Genomic DNA, 21,454 nt, shown 5'->3' on the forward strand with positions numbered 1-21,454 from the left:
CCCGCCAGAACGGCGGAGCCAATGAGGAAACTGCGGCGGGCAATCGTTCCAACACGCGACATGGTTCAGCCCTCGCTCAGACGCGCGGCGGCGTCGTGAATGGCGGCGCGGATGCGCGGATAGGTGCCGCAGCGGCACAGGTTGCCGCCCATGAAATCGTCGATATCGGCATCCGTGGGGTCCGGCACGGTGGCCAAAAGATCGGCGGCCTGCATCATCTGACCCGCCTGGCAATAGCCGCATTGCGCGACCTGATGGGCGATCCATGCCTCCTGCACCGCATGTAGGGTTTCGCCCGGTGCAAGCCCCTCCAGGGTCGTGATTGCGGCGCCCTCCAGACTGTCGGCCGGCAATTGGCAGGACCGCATGGCGATGCCATCCACATGCACCGTGCAGGCCCCGCATTGGGCGATGCCGCAGCCATATTTGACGCTTGCGATCCCCAGCTCATCCCTGAGCACCCACAACAAGGGCATGTCGCCTTCCACATCCACCTCGCGGGGGACACCATTGACCGTGAACCGCATGACCATCCTCGTCTGTGCATTGGGGCTTTCAGGATAGGTAGGAACGCCCCCGCCATATGTCACTTGCAGATTGCGCCATTTCTCTCGCTTTCCGTGCCGTCACCCGGGCGCACAGCACCTGTTCAGGGGCGGCGCTTGATCACGCGCCGGGCGCAGCTAGGTTGGGACGACGGAAAGGAGAGCAGCCATGGGCCTGATGATCGACGGGAATTACCACGCCGAGGACCCCGGCCCGGACACGTCCGAAGACGGCAAGTTTCAGCGCCAGAAGGCCACGATCCGGCACTGGATCACCCATGACGGCCCCTTCACCCCCGATCCGGGGCGCTACCACCTCTATGCCGCGTGGAACTGCCCCTGGGCGCATCGGGCGCTGCTGATCCGGGCGCTGAAAGGTCTGCAAGAGCAGATCACGGTGGCCTATGCCCGGCCACGCCGGACACCCGATGGCTGGGTCTATGATGCGGAGGGGGAGTTCGCCGATCCAGAGCTTGGCGTCACCGCCCTGCATAAGGTCTACGCCCGCACACCGCAGCCCTTCACGGGCCGCATCACCGTGCCGCTTCTGTGGGACCGGGAAACGCGCCAGCCGGTTTCGAACGAAAGCGCCGATATCGTGCGGATGCTGAACGACGCCTTCCCCGGCCCCGATTTCGCACCGGAACCCTTACGCTACGGCATCGAGGCATGGAACGCCCGCATCTATCGCGACGTTAATAACGGTGTCTATCGCGCCGGGTTCGCCAAGACACAGGCCGCCTATGACGAGGCGGTGGCGCAGGTTTTTGACCTGCTCGATGAGATCGAGGCCCATCTGGCGACAAACCGCTACCTGATGGGCGAGCGCTTCACCGAGGCCGATATCCGGCTCTTCCCGACGCTCGCCCGCTTCGACGTGGCCTATCACTACGCCTTCAAATGCAACATAAGGCGGCTGATGGATTACCCCAATCTCTGGGCCTATGCGCGCGAGATTTACGCCATGCCGGGGGTGGCCGACACCGTGCGATTCGACATCTACAAACAGGGCTATTTTTCCCCGTCAGAACTGCGCAACCCGCTTGGCATCGTGCCGGCGGGGCCGCTCATCGACTGGTCAGCGCCGCATGGGCGGGGTCAGAGCCCCGCCTGAAACGCCTCGCGCAGCGTGTCGGTGTAGTAGATCATCGTCGGGCGGGTATCGGCGGCGGCTTTCGTCAACAGCTCGGGCAACTCCGCAGGGTCCGCGACGCCTGCCACGGCCCATCCGCTGGCCTCCGCCTGCGCCTTCAGATCAGGCGTATAGAGGTCCACGCCAACGGTGCCGATCTGCTTGGCGACCATATAGCTCTTGATCTCGCCATAGCCGGAATTGTCATAGAGCATGACGATCACCGGCGCCTCGGCCTCGACGGCGCTGGCCATCTCGGGCGAGGAGAACTGGAACCCGCCATCGCCCGACAGCACCACAACGGGGCCGCCGCTGGCAATCCGCGCCCCGATCCCGGCGGGCAGGCCGTAGCCTAATGTCCCGAAGCCGGTGGTGGAACTGTGGTAGTGCCCCGGCTTGGCGCTGGCAAATCCCAGATTGCCCGCATAGACCGCTTGGCTGCTGTCGCCCATGATGACCACATCGGGCAGCGTATCGCGGATCAAGTCCAGCATCGCCAGATCGCCGCGCATGGCGTCGTCCAGCACCATGCGCCCGGCTGACGCCGCCATTGCCCGCGCTGCGCCGTCCTTGTGTTGGTCAGGCGTGGCGAGGTCCAGTAAGGCTGCGGTGGTGGTGGCCGCATCCGCCACGATCCCGATCTCGGGCGCGGCGCTGCGGGCCATCTGCACCGGGTCCACATCGACGCGGATCATGCGGCCATGGATGCGGAAGCCGTTATCCTCATACATGTCGTAATCCGTGCGCCCCATTTCGGTGCCAAGCGCCAGCACCACGTCGGCATTGGCCACCAGTGCCCGCGTTTCCGGCTGCGAGGCGGTCAGCGACACGCCAAGCGGATGGTCGGGCGGCAGCAGGCCACGGGCATTGGCGGTCATCACCACTGGCGCGTCCAGCGCCTCGGACAGCGCCCGCAGCGCCACCGCATTCCGCGCGCCGCCGCCAGCGAGGATCACCGGCGCTTCGGCCCCGTTCAACAGCTCCGCCGCCTCGGCCAGCGCGCTTGCATCGGGGGCCGCCCGCGCGATCCGCATGGGCGCCTTGGGCAGCGGCAGGTGATCGGCGGGCGCGGTCATGATGTTGATGGGAATTTCCAGATGCACGGGCCGGGGCCTGCCGCCCTCGAACACCGCGAAGGCCTGCGCCAGCGCCGGGGCCAGTTCCTCGACCGTGTGGATCGTGCGTGAAAAGGCCGACACGCCGGACACAAGCGCCTGCTGGTTCGGCAGTTCATGCAGCCAGCCCTCGCCCGAACCCATGCGGCCATGGGAGTTTACCGCCGAGATCACCAGCATTGGGATGGAATCGCCATAGGCCTGCCCCATGGCGGTGGCGATATTGGTCATGCCAGGGCCGGAAATGATGAAACAGACACCGGGCCGCCCGCTGACCCGTGCATAGCCGTCGGCCATGAACCCCGCCCCCTGTTCATGGCGCGGTGTCATGTGGCGAATGCCCGATCCGGGCAGGCCACGATAGAGCTCCACCGTATGCACACCGGGGATGCCAAAGACCGTATCCACCCCGTAAAGCGCCAGAAGGCGGGTCAGGTACATGCCTGCGGTCAATCCAGTCACGTCGGTCATCGCTTTGCTCCCTGTGTTCACCGGGCGACTGTTCCAGAGCGTGCGGCCTTGCACAAGAGCATCACGCCTCGCAGTCCGATCTGCCGTTACATGCGCCCAAGAGACCTGAAATACGCGTGGTCGGTATGAGGGCCAGCGCAGAAGCGCAAAGAAGGAATCGACAATCCGGCCTGCTGCCGTCAGCTTTGTCGCGGGGACATCCCCCGCGAAATTGAAGGACGGCGCGAACAGGATGAAGATTACCCTCGCACAGCTTCGGGCCTTCGTGGCGGTCTCGCGGGAAGGCTCTTTCACCCGCGCGGCAGAGCGGCTTGGCACCTCGCAGCCGTCGGTGACAATGGCGATCCGGCAACTGGAAGAGGCCCTTGGCCTGAAGCTGTTCGACCGGTCCACGAAAGTTCTGGCCCTGACCAAGGCCAGCGCGACCTTTCTGCCGGGGATCGAGCGCACGCTGAACGACCTCGATACAACGCTGGCCGATTTCCACGCCGCCGCGGACGGGACACAAGGCAGCGTCGCGGTGGCGGTGCTGCCCTCGGTCGCCACGGTTGTTCTGCCGCGCACGATTCAAAGCTTTTCCGCGGCCTTTCCCAAGACCCGCATTTCCTTGCGCGATGACAATTCCACCGGTGTGTGTGACCGCGTGCTGAGCGGCGAGGTCGATCTGGGGGTGGCAGGGCGGACCGATCACGTTGCGGGGGTGCAGTTCGAACCCTTGCTGCGCGATCCGTTCGGGGCGGTCGTTCATAAGTCGCACCCCCTGGCCGGGGAAACGGGCCCGCTAACCTGGAAAGACCTGGCCGGTTATCCGTTCATCTCCTTCGCCGCCGATACGGGGTTGCGGCCGCTGCTGGACACACTCGTCGATCAGCCTGACAACGTCAGTTCCCCTTGGATCGAGGTGTCGAACATCGCGACGGTTCTGTCGCTGCTGAAGACCAATCTGGGGATTGCGGCGCTGCCGAAGATGTCGGTGAACCCGATCGAGAACGACGTGGTGTTCCGGACCCTTTTGAACCCGCCGCTGTTTCGAGAGCTTGGGTTGATCACCCGGCAGGGGCGATCCCTGACGCCCGCAGCCGAGCATTTCGTGGAGCATATGAAGGAAACCCTCAGACCAAGATGGGAGAAACCGGCGGCACTTTGATACCGGCGGGTTATCTTGTTATTCGATTTACTTATAGATTATCATTTTATATCAGAAATGCTCATAAAATGCTTAGCACAATCCGTGGAATCATGTGTCCCTTGGGGTATCCGAACCAGGAGGACTTCCCATGACTAATTCGATCAATCGACGCGGATTGCTTGCTGCGGCAGGCGGCATCGCTCTCGCCTTGTCCGTGACCTCGCCGGGTTTTGCACAGGATCCTGACTTTCTGAATATCGGCGGTGGCCCAAGCGGCGGCACCTTCAACGTGGTCGCAACCGGCCTTGGCGATCTGCTGCGCGGCGAGTTCGCCGACAGCATCATCGGCGTGCAACCCGGCGGATCCGGCCCCAACCTGCTGCGGGTGTCGTCGGGCGATGTCGATCTGGGCATCACCTCAGCCAGCAACGCAGCGGATGCCTGGGCCGGGCGCGACCCGGCGACACCTGACAGCCCGATCCAGAACGTGCGCGGGCTGATGACCTTCTTCCCGAGCGCGATCCAGATCTGGGTCGATGCCGAGTCCGACATTCACTCGGTCGAGGATCTGGTCGGTCGTCAGATCAGCGCCGGCCAGCCCGGCCAGACATCGTGGCTGGCCTTCAACAACCTGCTGTCGGTCTACGACATGAGCATCGAGGATATCGAGGCCGGTGGCGGCCAGGTGCATCCGCTGAGCTGGGCGGAATCGCAAAGCGCCTTGCGGGACGGCCAGCTGGATGCGGTGATGTGGGTTGCGCTCTATCCCCATTCCACGGTTCTGGCGACGGAAACGGCGCGTGAGATCCGGGTGCTTTCGCTGGATGAGGAGCGTGTGGCGGAATACCTGGACCTGCACGGTTCGGGCTTCGCGGAAGTGACATTGCCGGTGGGGCTCTATCAAGGCCAGAGCGAACCGGCGCTGACCGTGGGGACCACGACCTTCCTGTTTGCCTCCGACGACATGAGCGACGACACGGCCTACCGGGTGACCTCTGCGATCTGGAACAATCTCGACCGGTTCCAGCAGACCCATGCCCTGCTGCAATATATCGAGCAGGATACCGCTGGACGTGGCATGTTCGTACCGATCCACCCCGGCGCGGCCCGGTTCTACGAAGAGCAGGGCATCCCGATGGATGATCCTCGCCTCGACTGAGACACCTCTGGTCACGAGCGGTGATGCTTTGTTGCCGCTCGTGACCTCTGCCCCCCTGATGTCCGATGTTTACGGCTGGCGGGCCAGTGATGCCCGCAGCGAAGCTTAGGTGACCCCAATGCCCATCCCCCTGGAAAGAACGGTGACGGTGCTGGCGGTGGCGATGGCGCTTTTCCATCTTCTCGTCGCCTCGCCCCTGACCCTGTTTCCCGATCTGATCGTGCGCGGGACGCATCTGTTGCTGGCGCTGGTGATCGGCTTCCTGATCTATGGCATGAAGGGCGGTGCCGTTCAGAAGGCGGTCGACCTCGCCCTGATCGCGCTTTCGGTCGTCTGCCTGGGCTACCTTGTCGTCAACCACGCGTCGATCGTAGTGCGCCCGCCATGGACGCGGGATGCGACGCCGATTGAGCTGTTTGTAGCCATAGGCACCATCGTGGTGGTGCTGGAACTGACCCGGCGCGCGCTTGGCATGGCGATTACGGCGCTGTGCCTGATCTTCATTCTCTACGGCTTCATCGGGCCAGAGCTGCGCCATATCGGATTTCTCAGACCGCTGGCCCATAGCGGCGTCGACCTCAACGAGTTCGTGGACCAGATGTATTTCAGCTTCGAAGGCATCTTCGGGGTCGCGCTTGGGGTGTCCACCAGTTTCATCTTTCTCTTCGTGGTGTTCGGCGCGCTCTTGCAGGTGATCGGCGGCGGCGATTTCTTCGTCAACGTCACCAAGGCCGCGACCGGTGCAACGCGGGGCGGCCCGGCCAAGATGGCCGTGGTGGCCAGTGCCCTGATGGGCATGATGTCGGGCAGTTCCGTGGCCAATGTTGCGACCACCGGGGCGATCACCATCCCGATGATGAAGAAACTCGGCTACCCCAAGACCTTCGCGGGCGCTGTCGAGGCCGTGGCATCGACCGGCGGGCAGATCACGCCGCCGATCATGGGCGCCGCCGCCTTCCTGATGGCGGCAATTCTGGGCATCAACTACCAGGAGGTGATCACCGCTGCCGCATTGCCTGCCGTTCTGTTCTTCCTGTCACTTTTCGTGGCGGTCCACTGGGAAGCGCTCAAGCACGGTTTGCAACCGCTGGAGCGCGTCGAAAAGGGCGCGACGATGCGGGAATTCTCGGCTGGCTGGACCTTTATCTTGCCCCTGATCGTCATCACCACGTTCCTGATGATGGGCTACACCCCCAGCCTGTCGGCCTTCTACGGCGTGGTGGCAACGCTGGTGACGCCCTTCCTGCGGCGCTCGACCTGGGTGTCGCCCATGGTGCTGGCCGAAGGGTTGAACCTCGGGGCCCGCGCCGCCATGACGGTCGCCATTGCCTGCGCCTCGGCGGGGATCATCGTGGGCATCGTCCAGATTTCAGGGCTCGGGTTTCGCTTCAGCAGCCTTGTCATCGCCTTTGCCAATGGCAATCTCTATGCCGCGCTGTTCCTTGCCATGATCGCGGCCTTTATCTTCGGCATGGGGATGCCGACGACGCCCGCCTATATCATCCAGGCCACGCTGGTCGCCCCCGCGCTGGTCGAGCTCGGGGCGACGCCACTGTCGGCGCATCTATTCGTGTTCTACTATGCTGTTCTGGGCCAGATCACCCCGCCCGTCGCGGTGGCGGCCTTCGCAGCCGCGCCGATTGCCGGATCGAGTTCCACCTCTGTCGGATGGCGCGCCTTCGCATTGGGCATGCCCGCCTATGTCATCCCCTTTCTGTTCGTCGCCAATCCGGTGCTTCTAGGGCAGGGCGGATGGGGCGATCTGCTGGAGGTGCTGTCAAGATCGGCCGCCGCCATCGTGTGTTTGTCCATCGCCCTGACGGGGTGGCTTGGCGGCCGGGCGCTTGGCTGGATCGGCCGTGGCACGCTGATGCTTGCGGCGGCCCTGCTGATCGCCCCGAACCATGTTCTGAGCGCGGTCGCCATCGTCCTGTGCATCGGCGTCTGGTCGATCCAGTGGTCGGGCTGGTCCCTGCATCGCCTGAAAGGAGAGCCCCGTGACTGAGCCGAACCCAAGCCGGATGACGACAATGCTGATGGGCTCTCGCGGTGATCTTGCCGCTGTCGCGGGTCGCTTGCCCAAACCGGAAGGGACGCAATACCCCTATGAGCTGGTGATCATCGACGGCACGACTGCCTTTCTGGCCGGTCAGATCCCGAAGCAGGCGGGGCAGCTTGCGGTTGTCGGCAAGGTCGGCATGGACGTCAGCTGCACCGAGGCCGCCATGGCCGCGCGCATCTGTGCGGAACAGGCGCTGGCCTGGTTGAACCACTCGGCGGGCGGGCTGGAGAACCTGAGACGGATTCTGCGCCTGACCTGCTATATCGCCCATGATGACGGGTTTCAGGACATATCGGCAGTTGCCGACGGTGCCTCCACCTACCTGATCGAGATGCTTGGCGACAGGGGACGGCACACGCGGTCCGTGATCGGCGTGAAAAGCCTGCCCCGCAATGCGCCGGTTCTGGTCGAGGTGACGGCTTCTCTGATGTCGCCAGTCCGGGTCGATGCCATGAGCGGATGAATTACGGCGGACAGGAAGGCAGTGCCAGGCACTTCCTGCTTGGTTACTGCCGAAGAGAGAATGCCGGACGCGTGAACGCGCTGGCCGTCTGGCCATTCGTCGGCCCGGTGTCGCGGAAGGCCACGTTGTTGCGGCGATCCTCGAACGGCGACAGACCGAAGACGGACCGGTAGTTCTTCGACAGCTGCGACGCATTCGTGCATCCGACCTCGACGGCGATATCGGTGATGGGCCGCGTCGAAAACCGCACCAGCTGCCGCGCGGCCTTCATCCGAAGCGTGCGGTAGTAGACGGACGGGCTTTGCCCCGTGGCGCTTTTGAACCGGCGTTCCAGCTGACGCTGTGACATGTTCATGCGCTCTGCCACTTCGGCGATGCTGATCGTGTCCTCGATATGGTCATTCAGCAGCGCGATCGCCCGGCGCACGGGTTCCGGCACGCAATCGATGGTGCTGTCGGCGTACAATGTCGGCACCCGTTGCTGCACGCCGGTGCTGCGGATGATCGGATGCTGGAACCAGCAGGCCACCTCGGTGGACACATCCGGGCCGAGCCGGTCCCCGATCAGATGCAGCATCAGGTCGAACGCCGCCGCCGAGCCGGAGGCGGTCTGGCGGGCGCGATCCACCACGATCACCTCGTCGGACGACTCGATGGCCGGAAACTCGGCCACGAAGGCGGCGCGATAGCACCAATGCACGCTGACCCGGTGATCGTTCAGAAGACCGGCACGCGCCAGCGGGAAAACACCGCCACTAATCGCCCCGAGCACCGACCCGTGCCGCGCCAGATGCCGCAGCCGGCCTTGGCTTGCGGATCTGCTTGCAAACGCGCTGTCCGGGGCGCTGAGAACGAACAGGTAGTCCAGCCCGACCGTATCGGGCAGCGCGTGGTCGGCGTCAAAGCCAACCCGCGCGCTGGACCGGACCGCCCCACCATCCTCGCTGACAAGACACCAGTCGAAGACTTTGCGTTCGGCGATCTCGTTGGCCACCCTCAGGGGCTCGATTGCCGAGGTCAGGCAAGACATCGGAAAGCCCGGCAGCAGCAGGAAGCCGAAGCGAATTGGCTTTTCTCGGGGCATGAGCCTTGCGTTCCTCCCAGATTGCCGGATCAGATATCCAGCGTGTTTTCCTTTTCCCATCGGCTGAAATGGGACACGAAGTCGTTCCATTCCTGATGCTTGAGCTTCAGGAAAGCCGCCGAGAACTCTTCGCCCATGGCCGCCTTCAACCCCTTGTCGCGGTCAAAGGCGCGCAGGGCGTCCAGCATGTTCAGCGGCAGTTTCGGCGCACCGCGCACCTTGTGGCCTTCGGCATACATGTCGATGTCGTATCGCTTGCCGGGGTCGGCCTCTTTGCGGATGCCGTCGAGGCCCGCCGCGATGATCACCGCTTGCAGCAGGTAGGGGTTTGCCGCGCCATCGGGCAGGCGCAGCTCGAACCGGCCGGGGCCGGGCACGCGGACCATATGGGTGCGGTTGTTGCCGGTCCATGTTACGGTATTGGGCGCCCAGGTGGCCCCGGACATGGTGCGCGGTGCATTGATGCGTTTGTAGCTGTTCACCGTCGGATTGGTGATCGCGGCCAATGCGCTGGCGTGGCTCATGATGCCGCCCAGGAAATGCTTGCCGGGGGCCGACAGCCCAACCTCGCCGGTCGGCCCGTCCCCGTCGCCCGCAAAGGCATTGGTGCTGGCGGCATCGCCGGGCGCGTCCCAAACAGACACATGAACATGGCAGCCATTGCCGGTCAGACCCTCGACCGGCTTCGGCATGAAGGTGGCGCGCAAACCGTGCTTTTCGGCAACCGACTTGACCATGAACTTGAAGAAGCTGTGCTTGTCGGCGGTGGCCAGCACGTCGTCAAACTCCCAGTTCATCTCGAACTGGCCATTCGCGTCCTCGTGGTCGTTCTGGTAGGGGCCCCAGCCAAGATCGAGCATGTAGTCGCAGATCTCGCGCACCACGTCATAGCGGCGCATCACCGCCTGTTGGTCGTAGCAGGGTTTGGCGGCGGTATCGTATTCGTCAGAAATCTGCTCGCCATCGGCGGTGAGCAGGAAGAACTCGGCCTCCACCCCGGTTTTGACATGCAGCCCCATTTCCGCGGCCTCGGCAATCAACCGGCGCAGCACATTACGTGGGGCCTGGGCGACGTCTTCGCCTTCCATCACGCAGTTGGAGGCGACCCAGGCGACCTCCGGCTTCCAGGGCAGTTGGATGACGGAGGACGAATCCGGCACCGCCAGCATGTCGGGATGGGCGGGCGTCATGTCGAGCCATGTGGCAAAGCCCGCAAATCCCGCGCCATCCGCCTGCATGTCGGCAATTGCCTGCGCGGGCACCAGTTTGGCCCGCTGCCCGCCAAAAAGGTCGGTGAAGGAGATCATGAAATATTTGATGCCGCGCTCTGCTGCGTAGGCTGCCAGATCAAGTGTCATGTCGTCGTTTCCCGTTTCCCTGTTGCTGTCTTTATGCGTGAAAACGGCGCGAGGTCACACCCCGCGCCGCCTTGTATCAGTATCCGCTGCCCGGTTTGCCGGGGTACCAGTCTGTGCCCGCCAGAGGCACCTGCGCCATGGCGGCGGCCTCCATCGTCAGGGCGCAAAGGTCCTCGGGTTCCAGATTGTGCAGGTGGTTATGTCCGCAGGCCCGCGCGATGGTCTGGGCCTCCAGCGTCATGACCTTGAGGTAGTTGCGCAGCCGCCGCCCCCCTTCGACCGGGTCGAGCCGGGCGGCAAGCACCGGGTCCTGCGTGGTGATGCCCGCCGGGTCCAGCCCCTCGTGCCAGTCGTCATAGGCCCCGGTGGTGGTGCCAAGCTTTTGGTATTCGTCTTCCCATTTCGGGTCATTGTCGCCAAGCGCGACCAGTGCGGCGGTGCCGATGGCAACCGCATCCGCACCAAGCGCCAGCGCCTTGGCCACATCGGCCCCGGTGCGGATGCCGCCAGAGACCACAAGCTGAACCTCGCGGTGCAGTCCCAGATCCTGCAAGGCGCGCACGGCGGGGCGGATGCAGGCCAGCGTCGGCAGGCCCACATGTTCGATGAACACATCCTGCGTTGCGGCGGTGCCGCCCTGCATCCCGTCCAGCACCACCACGTCAGCGCCCGCTTTCACCGCCAATGCCGTGTCGAAATAAGGCCGTGTGCCGCCAACCTTCACATAGATCGGCACCCGCCAGCCGGTGATTTCGCGCAGTTCGAGGATCTTGATTTCCAGATCATCGGGCCCCGTCCAGTCGGGGTGGCGGCAGGCGGACCGCTGGTCGATCCCCTTGGGCAGCGTGCGCATTTCGGCCACCCGGTCGCTGATCTTCTGACCCAGCAACATGCCGCCGCCGCCGGGTTTTGCGCCCTGACCCACGACGATTTCAATCGCATCGGCCTTGCGCAGGTCATCGGGGTTCATCCCGTAGCGCGAGGGCAGATACTGATAGACCAGTTTGCTGGAATGGCCGCGTTCCTCGGGCGTCATGCCGCCGTCGCCGGTGGTGGTGGAGGTGCCAGCCGCACTCGCCCCGCGCCCGAGCGCCTCTTTCGCCTGTGCCGACAGCGCGCCGAAGCTCATGCCTGCGATGGTGATGGGGATGTCCAGCTTGATCGGGTTCTTGGCAAAGCGGGTGCCAAGCGTCACAGAGGTGTCGCAGCGTTCGCGGTAGCCTTCCAGCGGGTAGCGGGACACCGACGCGCCAAGGAACAGCAGGTCGTCGAAATGCGGCACCCGGCGTTTCGCGCCGCCGCCGCGAATGTCATAGATGCCGGTCGCCGCCGCGCGGCGGATCTCGGCGTTGATCGGGTTGGAAAACGTCACCGACTGGATGGGGACGGTGCGGGGGATCTTGTGGTCTTGATCGCTCATGGTCCTCGTCCTCAATAGGCGTTGTCGATGTCGAAATTGTAAAGCTTGCGGGCCGAGCCGTAGCGGCGGAACTCTTCCGGCTTGGCGTCCACGCCAGCGCGGTCCAGCAGGTCAGCCAGTAGCTCCAGATGTTCGGCGCGCATCTCTTTCTCGATGCAATCCGCGCCAAGGCTTTTCACCGACCCGCGCACAAAGAGCCGCGCCTCGTAGAGCGAATCCCCAAGCGCGTCGCCTGCATCACCACACACGACGAGGTTCCCCGCCTGCGCCATGAAGGCCGACATATGGCCGATATTGCCCTGAACCACGATGTCGATCCCCTTCATGGAGATCCCGCAGCGAGACGAGGCGTTGCCCTTGATCACCAGAAGCCCGCCATGCCCGGTGGCGCCTGCATATTGGCTTGCATCGCCCTCGACGATCACCGCACCCGACATCATGTTTTCGGCAACGCCGGGGCCGACGGAGCCTTCCACATGCACGGTCGCCTGCTGGTTCATGCCAGCGCAGTAATAGCCGGTATGGCCCTTCACGGTCACTTCAATCGGGGCGTCCAGACCCACGGCCAGCGCGTGGCTGCCACGGGGGTTCAAGATCTCCCACGCGGTCTGGTTGTCGCCGCCTTTCTGCGCCTGAAGGGTTTCGTTCAACTCGCGCAGCGAGGTGGTGGCTAGGTCGATCTGGCTCATCTCAGTGGCTCCAGAAATAGACGGTGGCGGGCTCGGGTTCCCAGACGCGGGCCGCGTCGATGCCCGGCAGGTTCACCAGCGCGCGGTATTCGCTGCCGAAGGCGACGTATTGATCGGTTTCGGCCATGACGGCGGGTTTGCAGGCGATGGGGTCGCGGACCACGCCGAAGCCTTCCTTGGTGCCGACAACGAAGGTGAAGAACCCATCGAGATCGGTCAGCGAGGCTTCCAGCGCCTCGCCAAGGGTCGCACCGTTCTGCATCTTCCAGGTCAGGTAGGCGGCGCCCACTTCAGTGTCATTCTCGCTCTCGATCCTGACCCCCTCGCGCCGCAGTTTCCGGCGCAGGCTGTTGTGGTTGGACAGAGACCCGTTATGCACCAGGCACTGATCCGGCCCGGTGGAAAACGGATGCGCACCCTCGGTCGTGACCGCGCTTTCGGTGGCCATGCGGGTGTGCCCGATGCCGTGGGTGCCGGACATGGAGGGCAGGTTGAAGCGGCTGGCCACATTGCGCGGCAGGCCGACCTCTTTGTAAATCTCGATCACGTCACCATCGCTCATCACCCTTATGCGACCGGGGCGGTCTGCGATCGCCGTGCGGGCGGCTTCGACCTGATCGGCGGGAAGTTCCAGAACCGCATGGGTGTCGTTCGCGCGCAGCGTGACCGGCGCGCCCAGTGCCTCTTCAAGCTCTTTGGCCAGCGTCGCGAAATCCTGATCGGGATTGTCCGATTGCACCGTCAGCTTGGCCCGGTTTCCCGCCGCGCCATAGATGGCAATCCCGGCGCTGTCCGGCCCCCGGTCGGTCATGGTGATCAGCATTTCCGTCAGCATCGCGCCAAGCTGTGGCTCCAGCGCCTTATCCTTCAGGAACAATCCAACGATCCCGCACATCTGTGCATCTTCCTTTCAAAGAGTGGTCTGGCCGATAGGCTATCAGCAGACGGTGCCCGCATAAACCCTAAGGAATAAATTTTTCACAAGGGGCAATTTTGCAAGGAAAATCCGACATCAGAACCGGTTTTGCCGTCGGATCAGGCAAATGATGCTGGAAATGAACGGGAAACGGGCAGGGATACGCCCCATGACCAGGGCTTCGCCCGGAATCAGCGCGCGTGGTCAGGTTGTCTGCGGATAGGAGATGATCGAGAGGTAGCGCGCGGGCAGGGCCTTGAGGATCTCTGGCCCGTGTGGCGCATCGGCATCGAAGAACAGCGTGTCGCCGGGGCGCAGATGATAGAGCCGGTCGCTATGGCGATACATCACCTCGCCCTCCAGCATGTAGATCGTCTCGATCCCGCCATGCTGGAACGTCGGGAAGACATCGGATTCCTCGGTCAGCGTGATCAGGTAGGGTTCCACCATGACACCGCTGGCATTTGCTCCGATATGACCAAGCAGGTTGTACTGATGCCCTGCGCGGGTGCCTTCCCGCGCGGTTTCCACCCCTTCGCCTGCCTTGGTGTGAACCGCTTCGCGATGCTCCTCGAAGCGGCGGAAGAATGCGGTCAGCGGCACCGACAGGGCATTGGCCAAGGTTTGCAGCGTGGTCAGGGAAGGCGAGGTATTGCCGTTTTCGATCTTCGACAGCATCCCGATGGAAAGTCCTGTCAGCCCGGCCAGTTCCGCAACGGTGATGTTCTGTTGCAGGCGAAACCCCCGGACTTCGCGGCCGATGGCCACTTCCAGCACCTTTTCGCGGTCATCTGCTTGCCGATGCGGGTTCTGTTTCAGCTTTGCCAAGGATCTCGTCCTGCCTGTTCGGGCCCGATGTCAGGATCATCTAAACCGACTGACAGGCCGTTTGGAACCGGCAACCGGTTGTGCAGGGCGTTTTGGCCCGGCAAAGAGGTCTGCAATGGACGCTCGTGCACGCGGCCTTGTGTCGGTCTGCACATCCGGCGGGCGCAGGGCGTAACTTGCTTGACCCGCGATCCGCACGGCCCCTAACTGCGCGCCACGGGCGTCCATCGCCTTCGCAAGCCGCGTCGCCACACAGGAAAGGACCGCGATGAAGACCGCCGCCGATGCGTTCGACGCCTACGAGGCCATTCGCCATCTTCTGCCAGCCATGCCCGCTGCGGGTGCGGGTCAGGATATCGGCTCGATTATGGATATCGCCGACGGCGTGGACGCGTTTGTCTTCGATGCGTTCGGGGTGCTCAATGTCGGTGACAGCCCGATCCCCGGCGCCGCCGAGCGCGTGGCGCAATTGCGGGCCAGGGGCAAGCTGATCCGGGTTCTGTCAAACGCTGCCAGCTATGACCGCATGGCGGCCTTCGCAAAATTCGCCCGGCTTGGCTTTCCATTGGCCGAGGATGAGCTGATCACCAGTCGCGACGCAACCTTGCGCGCGATGGATGAGCGGCTTTGGGGGGTAATTGCGGCACCGGAAGATGCGCTTGAGGACCTGCCATTCCCGGTCCTGAGGTTGGGAGAGTCCGCAGACGTCTACGACCGCGCGGAAGGAATCCTGTTCCTGTCGACCAGCGATTGGTCCGACCACCGGCAGACGCTCTTGCAGGCCAGCCTTGGCCGCCGACCCCGGCCGGTCCTGATCGGCAACGCGGATCTCGTCGCGCCGCGCGAAACCGGCCTGACGCTGGAGCCGGGGCACTACGCACGCGGCCTGCCGGGCGATGTCCGGCTGTTCGGCAAACCCTTCCCGGATGTCTACGACCTCGTGACCGCCACCCTGCCCGGGGTGCCCGCCGACAGGATCGCCATGTGCGGCGACAGTTTGCACACCGATATTCTGGGTGCTGCGGCACAGGGCTGGCGCAGCGTGCTGGTGACGGCTGACGGGCTCTTTGCCGGGGAGGAGACCGGCCCCTATGAGCAGCGATCCGGGATCGTCCCGGATTGGCGCGTGGCGCGGATCTAGCCACGCGTCGCGCAGGCCCTCACATGGCGCATGCGCGTCACCGTCTTTCGTGATAGGCTTTGGCACGAATTTCCACGTTCACCCCTTTCCCGGAGACCATATTCATGACCCGCAGTTTCCTGACGAGACTATCGCTTGTGCTTGCGCTGTCCCTGTTCGGCAGTGTCGCAAGCGCCCAGACCACAACCGACTGGCTGACAAGTCAGGACTACCAGGCCTATTTCGACAGCGTGGTTCCGGCGGGATATATGCCCGTTTCGGTGGAGGCAGGGCTCGTCTATGGCCATGTCCGCTATCAGGCGACATTCGCGCCCACGCCTGCTGGCATATCCTGGGTTGCCCGCCATGGCCAATCCGACAGCAGCTTCGCCGAAACCAATGCCGGTCTGACGGCGCAGGGCTACAGGCTTAGCTTTCATCACCGTTTCAACACCGAAGGCATGGTCCGCAACCAGGCGATCTGGGTGCGCTGAAACGATCCGGTGCGGGGGGAGGGCGTTCAGTATCCGCCAAGGGTGAGCGGCGCAGCCCTGCGCGCAAGCGCGGCGAGGATCGCCGAGGCCACCGGATGCGGGCCGGGCCTATCGAAACGGATATCCGTGCGGATGGTCTGGCCCGGCATGACGAACCGCGCGGCAATGCGATGCGCGCCACCTTCCGGGGTGGAGATCAGGGTAACATGGGTCGCGTCGATGCCGGGGCCGCAGATGGCGCTGGCCATGGCGGTGTTGAGGTGATCTGGAAAGCGATCCGCCGCCTCGGCCAGCGGTCCGCGAAACACCGGGCCGGGGCGGTCCGCAAGACCGGGCGCATATTGCCGGACAAACAGTTTCGCAGGCAGACCCGGAGGGCACAGAAGCGGCCCGGAAATCCAGCCGGTGAACAGTCTCAGCCTGTGGCCGCTTTGCAGTGCGGCGCGTTGCAGCCTGTCGCGCAGGTCGGGGTCGACCAGGGCGGCGGCGCCGACCGTCCACAAATCCCCATGTGACAGTGCCTCCACGCCGAATTGGCGCAGGGCGTCCGGTCCGGCCATGTCGATGGTGATGTCGGCTTGGGGAAGGTGGCGGGCGTCGCGTCCAAGGACCGCCTCGACGCAGTAGCCGTGACGCTCTGGCAAGTGGGCCGTGACGTCCCTGCCGATCCGGCCGCGTCCGATCAGGACCAGCTTGGTTTGGGAACGGGTCATCCGCTGCGCGAAGACTGCGCCCGGCCCCGCGATGGGGCCGGGCAAGGGTGTCAGTTGATCGACGCCATGAAGCCAGAGACCTCTTCCAGCGAGATGTAGCTCTGTTCGGCCATGCCGCTGTCATCGAAGACCCAGGACACGGCCGGGGCCGACACATTGCCGTTGGCATCGAAGGTCACCGCGCCGGTCGCGCCTTGGTAGGACACGGACCCGCCCTCGGACAGGATCGCCATGGCCTGGGCAAATCCTTCAACCGTGGCCGGGATCGCCTCGCCATCGGGGTCGGTCACACGCGGCACCTGTGCCGCAATCTCTGTACCCGTCGCGTCACGGCCTGCCGCGTGGTAGGCCAGCAGCGCAATGGCTGCCGCGTCAAAGCTGTTGGCCAGGCCCGGACCGCTCGGGGCGGACCCGAAATGTGCGGCATAGGCATCGACGAAGGCCTCGGCGCTCGGCACGCGCGGGCTGGAGGTGTCGGTGCCGACGAAATCGCCGAGATTGGCAAGGCCGACGGTCGTGCGGAAATCGTCGGAGCGCAGCGAGTTCGCCCCGATCATGACCGACGTGCCGCCAAGACCCAGCCATTCGCGCACGAAGGAAATCCCCTCGGTCGGATAGAGCGCCAGATAGAGCGCGCCGGGCTGGTCGCGCAGGGCCTGCGTGGCTTCGGCGCGGTAGCTTGGCTGCGCGTCGTTCAGCGCGATGGAGGCATGCACCTCGATCCCCACGGCCTCGAACGCGGCGGCGGCCATGCGGCCGATATCCTGTCCCCAGTCGTCATTCTTGTAGACCACGGTAATGCTTTCGATCCCCGCATCGCGCGCCAGCATCGCTGCAACGGCGGCCTGCACGTCGGCGGTGGCAAAGGTGCGGAACCACAGCCCGCGCGCCTCACCCGAGGCGGCGATTTCCGTCAGCCGGGTCGAGGACGAGCAGCATGACATCTGCATGACGCCCGCGGGCGCGGTCACCGAAGTCAGGATCGGGATGGTGATGCCCGAGGACACGGTGCCGATCAGCAGCTGCACCTGGTCGATATCGACCAGCGCGCGCGCCGCATCGACGCCGACGCGACCGTCGTTCTGGTCGTCACGCAGGATCATGTTGACATCGCAGCCATCGACGCCGCCCGCCTCGTTGATCATCTCGCCGACCCAAAGGGCGGTTTCCGCGATCGGGCGGCCCCAGTCGACCGAGGTCGGGTAAAGCGTGCCGACATTCACGCTGCAATCCTGCGCCAGTGCGGCGCCGGTTTGAAGGCCGATTGCCAGCGCCGAGGCACCGGCCAGTCCGAGTATATGTCGTTTCATGGTCAGTCTACTCCTTGTTGGATGTGGGTGCGGCCTTGCCGGCCGTCGTGTTTCGGGGGTTGGATATGCGTTCCGGCAGCAGCCCCTCTGGCCGCCAGAGCAACATGGAAACGATCAGGGTACCAATGAGGATGTACTGGATCGAGCCCGCGTCAAGCTGCATCGAGTCGGGCACAAGCCGGGTCAGGGCAAATCCGCTGAGCGTCCAGGCCCCCCAGATCAGCACCGCGCCAAGCACCGCGCCGCGATTGTTGCCCGCGCCGCCGACGATCAGCATGGCCCAGATCTGGAAGGTCAGGATCGGCAGCAGGTCCTGCGGGCTGACAAAGGCAGTGTAGGAGACATATAGCCCGCCGCCCGCACCCATGATCGCCGCACCGATGACCAGCGACCACAGGCGCAGACGCGTCGGGCTCTTGCCAAGTGCGCGGGCGGCGGTCTCATCCTCGCGGATGGCGCGCAGGGCGCGGCCGAAGGGCGAATGCACCAGCCGTTCGATCCCCCACCAGACCAGGGCCAGAACCGCCAGCACGATCAGCAGGAAGACGACACCAAAGAGGAAGTTGCTCTCGATCACCGCTTCGAACGGGCGTGGAAAGCCACGCATGCCGCGCGCGCCTCCGGTCAGCCATTGGGAATTGCGGGCCAGCGATTCCAGCGCCACGGCCACGCCGAAGGTGGAAATGGCCAGATAGTCGTGCCTCAGCCGCAGCGTCAGCAGCCCCACCACCCAGGCCAGCGCCGCCGCCAGCAGAATGCCCCCGCCAAGCGCCACCAGATAGGGCAGACCGAAGCCGCCGAACTGGCCGGGTTCAGCCGGCCCGCCAAGGATCATCGTGCCATAGGCCCCGGCCCCGAAGAACGCGACCACGCCGCCATTGAACAGCCCGGTGTAGCCCCATTGCAGATTCAGCCCGAGGGTGATGATGGCCATGATCCCGGCCATTGTCAGGAAGAACGTCAGGTAGGACACCACGCCGATCATCTTTGATCCTCCCCGAACAGGCCCTGAGGGCGCACCAGCAGCACCGCCAGAATGATGAGAAACGGCATCGCCGGTGCGTAGCCCGAGGGCAGCACCAACAGCGCAAGGCCAGAGGCGATGCCGACAATGAAGCCGCCCAGAACCGCGCCGTAGACACTGCCGATGCCGCCCACGATAGTGGCCGCAAAGACCGGCAGCAGGAAGACCGGCCCGATCATCGGGTTCAGCTGGTTGGTCAGCGCATAAAGCGTGCCCGCCGCCGCCGACAGGCTGCCCGCGATGATCCAGACCGCCGCGATCACGGTTGTCAGACGCACCCCCGCAACCTGCGCCAGCGCCGGGTTTTCGGCCACCGCACGCAGGGCGAAGCCGAATGTGGTGCGGGTCAGGACAAGATGCAGCGCCAGCATTAGCACCAGCGCCAGCACCAGCACGAAGACCTGATCGGGCTTGATCAGGATCAGCGGGTCGAAGCTGAGGATGGTCGCGCGGGCGATCTCCTGCGAATAGAGCTGTGCATGATGGCCGAAGATCAGCACGATCACGTTGCGGATGATCAGCGCCACGCCGAAACTGGCAAAGACCATCGACAGCGGGTCGGCCTTTTGCCGGATGCGGCGGAACACCAGCCAGTCGATCACCACGGCAGACAGCCCGGTCAGCACCATGGCGATGACCATCGACAGGGCCAGCGCACCGGTCAGGGTCAGGGGCGCAAAGGCCTCGTCCAGCACCGGCACCAGCGCGGAAAAGAGCCGGTCAAAGACCAGCGCCGCATAGGCGCCGATGGCCAGCAGTTCTGAATAGGCGAAATTGGCGAAGCGCAGCATATGCATGATCAGGGTCAGCCCAATCGCACCGAGGGAAATGATCGCGCCAGTGAGGATGCCGTCGAGGATGCTCTGAATCATGACGCCACCATGCGCTTGCCGCCAAGGTAGATCTCGCCCACCACCGGATCGGCCGCGATCTGCGCTGCGGGTCCGTCGATCTGGTTGCGCCCTTCGGCGAGGATGTAGCAGTGATCGGCCACGCGCAGCGCCTGTTTCACGTTCTGTTCGACCAGCAGCACCGTCACGCCCTGATCGGTTAGGCCGCGCGTCAGGTCCAGCACCTCGGCGGCGATCTTGGGGGATAGCCCGGCAGAGGGTTCATCGAGCAGGATCACCGAGGGCCGGTTCGCCAGCGCCATGGCCACCGCCAGCATCTGCCGCTGTCCGCCTGACAACGCGCCCGCGCGCTCGCCGCGCTTGTCGCGCAGGGCCGGGAACAGATCGTAAAGCTCCTCCAGCCGCGCGGTGCGGTCGGGTGCGCGGCGCAGGACCAGCAACAGGTTTTCGCGGATCGTGAGGTGGCGGAAGATGTTGTCGGTCTGTGGCACATAGGCCAGCCCGTGCGACCCCATCAGGTCCGGGCGCAGGCCGGTGATGTCGGCCTCTCCCAGCATCACGCGCCCCGCATTGACCGGCACAAGACCCGCAATTGCCTTGATCAGCGTCGATTTCCCGGCCCCGTTCGGGCCGATGATGACGGTCAGTTTGGCGTGTTCCGCTACGAGGTCCACGTTGCGCAGGATCGGCAGATCGCGCACATAGCCGGCCTCAAGCTGTTCGATGCGCAACGCGGTCATGCGGGCGCCCCCAGATAGGCGTCCAGAAGCTCGGGGTTCACGCGGGCCTCCTCGGCGGTGCCCTGGAACATGACCTTGCCCTCGGCCAGCGCGATCACCGGGTCACAGTGGCGCATGACGAAATCCATGTCGTGCTCGATCACCACGAAGGTCACGCCGCGCCGGTTCAACTGTTCGATCCGGTCGATCAGGATGTTGGTCAGCGACGGGTTCACCCCCGCCGCCGGTTCATCGAGCAGGATCACCGATGGGTCACCCATCAGCGCGCGACCTAGTTCCAGCAGTTTCATCTGCCCGCCCGAGATCTTGCCCGCCGGGTGGTCGGCAAGGTGGGACAGCGTCACGAAATCGAGGATTTCCTCGGCCTTCGCGCGCAGCTTGCGTTCCTGTTCGGCCACGCGGCCCCGGCGAAAGAGCGCGCCGGATACCGTTTCGCCCACCTGCGCGGGCGGGGCCAGCATCAGGTTGTCCAGCACGCTCATCCGCCGGAAGGGGCGGGGGATCTGGAAGGTGCGGGCAAGGCCGAGTGCGAAAAGTGCCTCCGGCGGTTTGCCGGTGATGTCCTGCCCGTTCAGGGACACGGTGCCGCTGGAGGGCTTCAGGCTGCCCGCAACCATGTTGAACAGCGTCGTCTTCCCCGCGCCATTGGGGCCGATCAGCCCCGTGATGCTGCCCTTGCGGATGTCCAACGTCACCCCGTCCACGGCCCGGAAGGGGCCGAAATCGCGGGTCAGCCCGGCAAGAGACAGGGCCACGTCAGTCATGATCCGTGCACCTTGTCGGCGGGGTTGGTGTTGAGGTTGTATTTCATGATCCGCCCGTGGCGGCCGC

General features: G+C 64.5%; 21 protein-coding genes. 7 read left to right on the top strand and 14 right to left on the bottom strand.

Annotation, left to right across the window (positions count from 1 at the left end):
• Positions 1–65: 65 nt before the first annotated feature.
• A complete protein-coding gene (locus tag BKY26_RS11750) occupies positions 66–527 on the bottom strand; it encodes a (2Fe-2S)-binding protein (RefSeq protein ID WP_071690604.1) in 462 nt (153 codons plus the stop codon).
• A 187-nt stretch (positions 528–714) separates the two neighbouring features.
• On the opposite strand from BKY26_RS11750, the gene BKY26_RS11755 reads away from it, so the two are divergent.
• Positions 715–1,659 carry a glutathione S-transferase family protein gene (locus BKY26_RS11755; protein WP_071690586.1) on the top strand — a complete coding sequence of 315 codons (945 nt, stop codon included), beginning with the start codon at positions 715–717 and terminating at the stop codon, positions 1,657–1,659.
• Here the strand turns inward: BKY26_RS11755 and BKY26_RS11760 are convergent.
• On the bottom strand, positions 1,644–3,263 hold the full coding sequence (locus BKY26_RS11760) for a 5-guanidino-2-oxopentanoate decarboxylase (protein ID WP_131541849.1): 1,620 nt from the start codon (positions 3,261–3,263) through the stop codon (positions 1,644–1,646). The two genes, BKY26_RS11755 and BKY26_RS11760, sit on opposite strands and share 16 nt — an antisense overlap.
• A 232-nt stretch (positions 3,264–3,495) precedes the next feature.
• Between BKY26_RS11760 and BKY26_RS11765 the strand changes: the two genes are divergently transcribed.
• From BKY26_RS11765 to BKY26_RS11780, 4 genes are all read left to right on the top strand, one after another.
• The gene (locus BKY26_RS11765; RefSeq protein WP_071690587.1) at positions 3,496–4,410 is read left to right on the top strand and encodes a LysR family transcriptional regulator; all 915 of its coding nucleotides are present in this window, start codon (positions 3,496–3,498) and stop codon (positions 4,408–4,410) included.
• A gap of 130 nt (positions 4,411–4,540) precedes the next feature.
• The gene (locus tag BKY26_RS11770) at positions 4,541–5,551 is read left to right on the top strand and encodes a TAXI family TRAP transporter solute-binding subunit (RefSeq protein WP_083431427.1); all 1,011 of its coding nucleotides are present in this window, start codon (positions 4,541–4,543) and stop codon (positions 5,549–5,551) included.
• Between the two features lie 118 nt (positions 5,552–5,669).
• A complete protein-coding gene (locus tag BKY26_RS11775; RefSeq protein WP_071690589.1) occupies positions 5,670–7,556 on the top strand; it encodes a TRAP transporter permease in 1,887 nt (628 codons plus the stop codon).
• Positions 7,549–8,076: a RidA family protein gene (locus BKY26_RS11780; RefSeq protein ID WP_131541850.1), complete on the top strand. Its 528-nt coding sequence runs from the start codon at positions 7,549–7,551 to the stop codon at positions 8,074–8,076. Before BKY26_RS11775 ends, BKY26_RS11780 begins: the two co-directional genes overlap by 8 nt.
• 43 nt (positions 8,077–8,119) lie before the next feature.
• Here the strand turns inward: BKY26_RS11780 and BKY26_RS11785 are convergent, their stop codons facing one another.
• The 6 genes from BKY26_RS11785 to BKY26_RS11810 form a co-directional block, all read right to left on the bottom strand.
• Positions 8,120–9,160, bottom strand: coding sequence for a GlxA family transcriptional regulator (locus tag BKY26_RS11785; protein ID WP_071690590.1), 1,041 nt, complete (start codon positions 9,158–9,160; stop codon positions 8,120–8,122).
• 29 nt (positions 9,161–9,189) lie between these two features.
• Positions 9,190–10,518: a type III glutamate--ammonia ligase gene (glnT, locus tag BKY26_RS11790; protein ID WP_071690591.1), complete on the bottom strand. Its 1,329-nt coding sequence runs from the start codon at positions 10,516–10,518 to the stop codon at positions 9,190–9,192.
• A gap of 76 nt (positions 10,519–10,594) precedes the next feature.
• Positions 10,595–11,938, bottom strand: coding sequence for an FMN-binding glutamate synthase family protein (locus BKY26_RS11795; RefSeq protein ID WP_071690592.1), 1,344 nt, complete (start codon positions 11,936–11,938; stop codon positions 10,595–10,597).
• An 11-nt stretch (positions 11,939–11,949) separates the two neighbouring features.
• Positions 11,950–12,627: a GltB/FmdC/FwdC-like GXGXG domain-containing protein gene (locus tag BKY26_RS11800; protein WP_071690593.1), complete on the bottom strand. Its 678-nt coding sequence runs from the start codon at positions 12,625–12,627 to the stop codon at positions 11,950–11,952.
• Between the two features lies 1 nt (position 12,628).
• Positions 12,629–13,522 carry a class II glutamine amidotransferase gene (locus BKY26_RS11805; RefSeq protein ID WP_071690594.1) on the bottom strand — a complete coding sequence of 298 codons (894 nt, stop codon included), beginning with the start codon at positions 13,520–13,522 and terminating at the stop codon, positions 12,629–12,631.
• A 225-nt stretch (positions 13,523–13,747) separates the two neighbouring features.
• The gene (locus tag BKY26_RS11810) at positions 13,748–14,371 is read right to left on the bottom strand and encodes a helix-turn-helix domain-containing protein (RefSeq protein ID WP_071690595.1); all 624 of its coding nucleotides are present in this window, start codon (positions 14,369–14,371) and stop codon (positions 13,748–13,750) included.
• 268 nt (positions 14,372–14,639) lie between these two features.
• On the opposite strand from BKY26_RS11810, the gene BKY26_RS11815 reads away from it, so the two are divergent.
• Positions 14,640–15,512 carry an HAD-IIA family hydrolase gene (locus BKY26_RS11815; protein ID WP_071690596.1) on the top strand — a complete coding sequence of 291 codons (873 nt, stop codon included), beginning with the start codon at positions 14,640–14,642 and terminating at the stop codon, positions 15,510–15,512.
• Between the two features lie 104 nt (positions 15,513–15,616).
• Positions 15,617–15,985, top strand: coding sequence for a hypothetical protein (locus tag BKY26_RS11820; RefSeq protein WP_071690597.1), 369 nt, complete (start codon positions 15,617–15,619; stop codon positions 15,983–15,985).
• 26 nt (positions 15,986–16,011) lie between these two features.
• On the opposite strand, the gene BKY26_RS11825 is transcribed toward BKY26_RS11820, so the two are convergent.
• From BKY26_RS11825 to BKY26_RS11850, 6 genes are read right to left on the bottom strand one after another with little or no spacing between them, the layout of a single operon-like run.
• The gene (locus BKY26_RS11825; RefSeq protein ID WP_131541851.1) at positions 16,012–16,698 is read right to left on the bottom strand and encodes an aspartate dehydrogenase domain-containing protein; all 687 of its coding nucleotides are present in this window, start codon (positions 16,696–16,698) and stop codon (positions 16,012–16,014) included.
• 50 nt (positions 16,699–16,748) lie between these two features.
• Positions 16,749–18,008 carry an ABC transporter substrate-binding protein gene (locus BKY26_RS11830; protein WP_071690599.1) on the bottom strand — a complete coding sequence of 420 codons (1,260 nt, stop codon included), beginning with the start codon at positions 18,006–18,008 and terminating at the stop codon, positions 16,749–16,751.
• A 7-nt stretch (positions 18,009–18,015) separates the two neighbouring features.
• Complete coding sequence (locus tag BKY26_RS11835; RefSeq protein ID WP_071690600.1) at positions 18,016–18,993, bottom strand: branched-chain amino acid ABC transporter permease; 978 nt, start codon at positions 18,991–18,993, stop codon at positions 18,016–18,018.
• A complete protein-coding gene (locus BKY26_RS11840; protein ID WP_071690601.1) occupies positions 18,990–19,904 on the bottom strand; it encodes a branched-chain amino acid ABC transporter permease in 915 nt (304 codons plus the stop codon). The genes BKY26_RS11835 and BKY26_RS11840 overlap by 4 nt, the downstream gene beginning before the upstream one ends.
• Positions 19,901–20,623 carry an ABC transporter ATP-binding protein gene (locus BKY26_RS11845; RefSeq protein ID WP_071690602.1) on the bottom strand — a complete coding sequence of 241 codons (723 nt, stop codon included), beginning with the start codon at positions 20,621–20,623 and terminating at the stop codon, positions 19,901–19,903. The genes BKY26_RS11840 and BKY26_RS11845 overlap by 4 nt, the downstream gene beginning before the upstream one ends.
• Positions 20,620–21,387, bottom strand: a complete 768-nt coding sequence (locus BKY26_RS11850) for an ABC transporter ATP-binding protein (protein WP_071690603.1) — start codon at positions 21,385–21,387, stop codon at positions 20,620–20,622. The genes BKY26_RS11845 and BKY26_RS11850 overlap by 4 nt, the downstream gene beginning before the upstream one ends.
• Between the last annotated feature and the right edge of the window lie 67 nt (positions 21,388–21,454).

It is taken from the genome of Nioella sediminis (assembly GCF_001879695.1).
Classification (GTDB): domain Bacteria; phylum Pseudomonadota; class Alphaproteobacteria; order Rhodobacterales; family Rhodobacteraceae; genus Nioella; species Nioella sediminis.

Coding starts and splice junctions, on each gene's coding strand:
- BKY26_RS11795 (WP_071690592.1), bottom strand. CDS start 11,938: ATGAGCGATCAAGACCACAAGATCCCCCGCACCGTCCCCATCCAGTCG.
- BKY26_RS11835 (WP_071690600.1), bottom strand. CDS start 18,993: ATGATCGGCGTGGTGTCCTACCTGACGTTCTTCCTGACAATGGCCGGG.
- BKY26_RS11770 (WP_083431427.1), top strand. CDS start 4,541: ATGACTAATTCGATCAATCGACGCGGATTGCTTGCTGCGGCAGGCGGC.
- BKY26_RS11820 (WP_071690597.1), top strand. CDS start 15,617: ATGACCCGCAGTTTCCTGACGAGACTATCGCTTGTGCTTGCGCTGTCC.
- BKY26_RS11850 (WP_071690603.1), bottom strand. CDS start 21,387: ATGACTGACGTGGCCCTGTCTCTTGCCGGGCTGACCCGCGATTTCGGC.
- BKY26_RS11760 (WP_131541849.1), bottom strand. CDS start 3,263: ATGACCGACGTGACTGGATTGACCGCAGGCATGTACCTGACCCGCCTT.
- BKY26_RS11825 (WP_131541851.1), bottom strand. CDS start 16,698: ATGACCCGTTCCCAAACCAAGCTGGTCCTGATCGGACGCGGCCGGATC.
- BKY26_RS11845 (WP_071690602.1), bottom strand. CDS start 20,623: ATGACCGCGTTGCGCATCGAACAGCTTGAGGCCGGCTATGTGCGCGAT.
- BKY26_RS11765 (WP_071690587.1), top strand. CDS start 3,496: ATGAAGATTACCCTCGCACAGCTTCGGGCCTTCGTGGCGGTCTCGCGG.
- BKY26_RS11815 (WP_071690596.1), top strand. CDS start 14,640: ATGAAGACCGCCGCCGATGCGTTCGACGCCTACGAGGCCATTCGCCAT.
- BKY26_RS11805 (WP_071690594.1), bottom strand. CDS start 13,522: ATGTGCGGGATCGTTGGATTGTTCCTGAAGGATAAGGCGCTGGAGCCA.
- BKY26_RS11775 (WP_071690589.1), top strand. CDS start 5,670: ATGCCCATCCCCCTGGAAAGAACGGTGACGGTGCTGGCGGTGGCGATG.
- glnT (WP_071690591.1), bottom strand. CDS start 10,518: ATGACACTTGATCTGGCAGCCTACGCAGCAGAGCGCGGCATCAAATAT.
- BKY26_RS11800 (WP_071690593.1), bottom strand. CDS start 12,627: ATGAGCCAGATCGACCTAGCCACCACCTCGCTGCGCGAGTTGAACGAA.
- BKY26_RS11840 (WP_071690601.1), bottom strand. CDS start 19,904: ATGATTCAGAGCATCCTCGACGGCATCCTCACTGGCGCGATCATTTCC.
- BKY26_RS11755 (WP_071690586.1), top strand. CDS start 715: ATGGGCCTGATGATCGACGGGAATTACCACGCCGAGGACCCCGGCCCG.
- BKY26_RS11785 (WP_071690590.1), bottom strand. CDS start 9,160: ATGCCCCGAGAAAAGCCAATTCGCTTCGGCTTCCTGCTGCTGCCGGGC.
- BKY26_RS11750 (WP_071690604.1), bottom strand. CDS start 527: ATGCGGTTCACGGTCAATGGTGTCCCCCGCGAGGTGGATGTGGAAGGC.
- BKY26_RS11830 (WP_071690599.1), bottom strand. CDS start 18,008: ATGAAACGACATATACTCGGACTGGCCGGTGCCTCGGCGCTGGCAATC.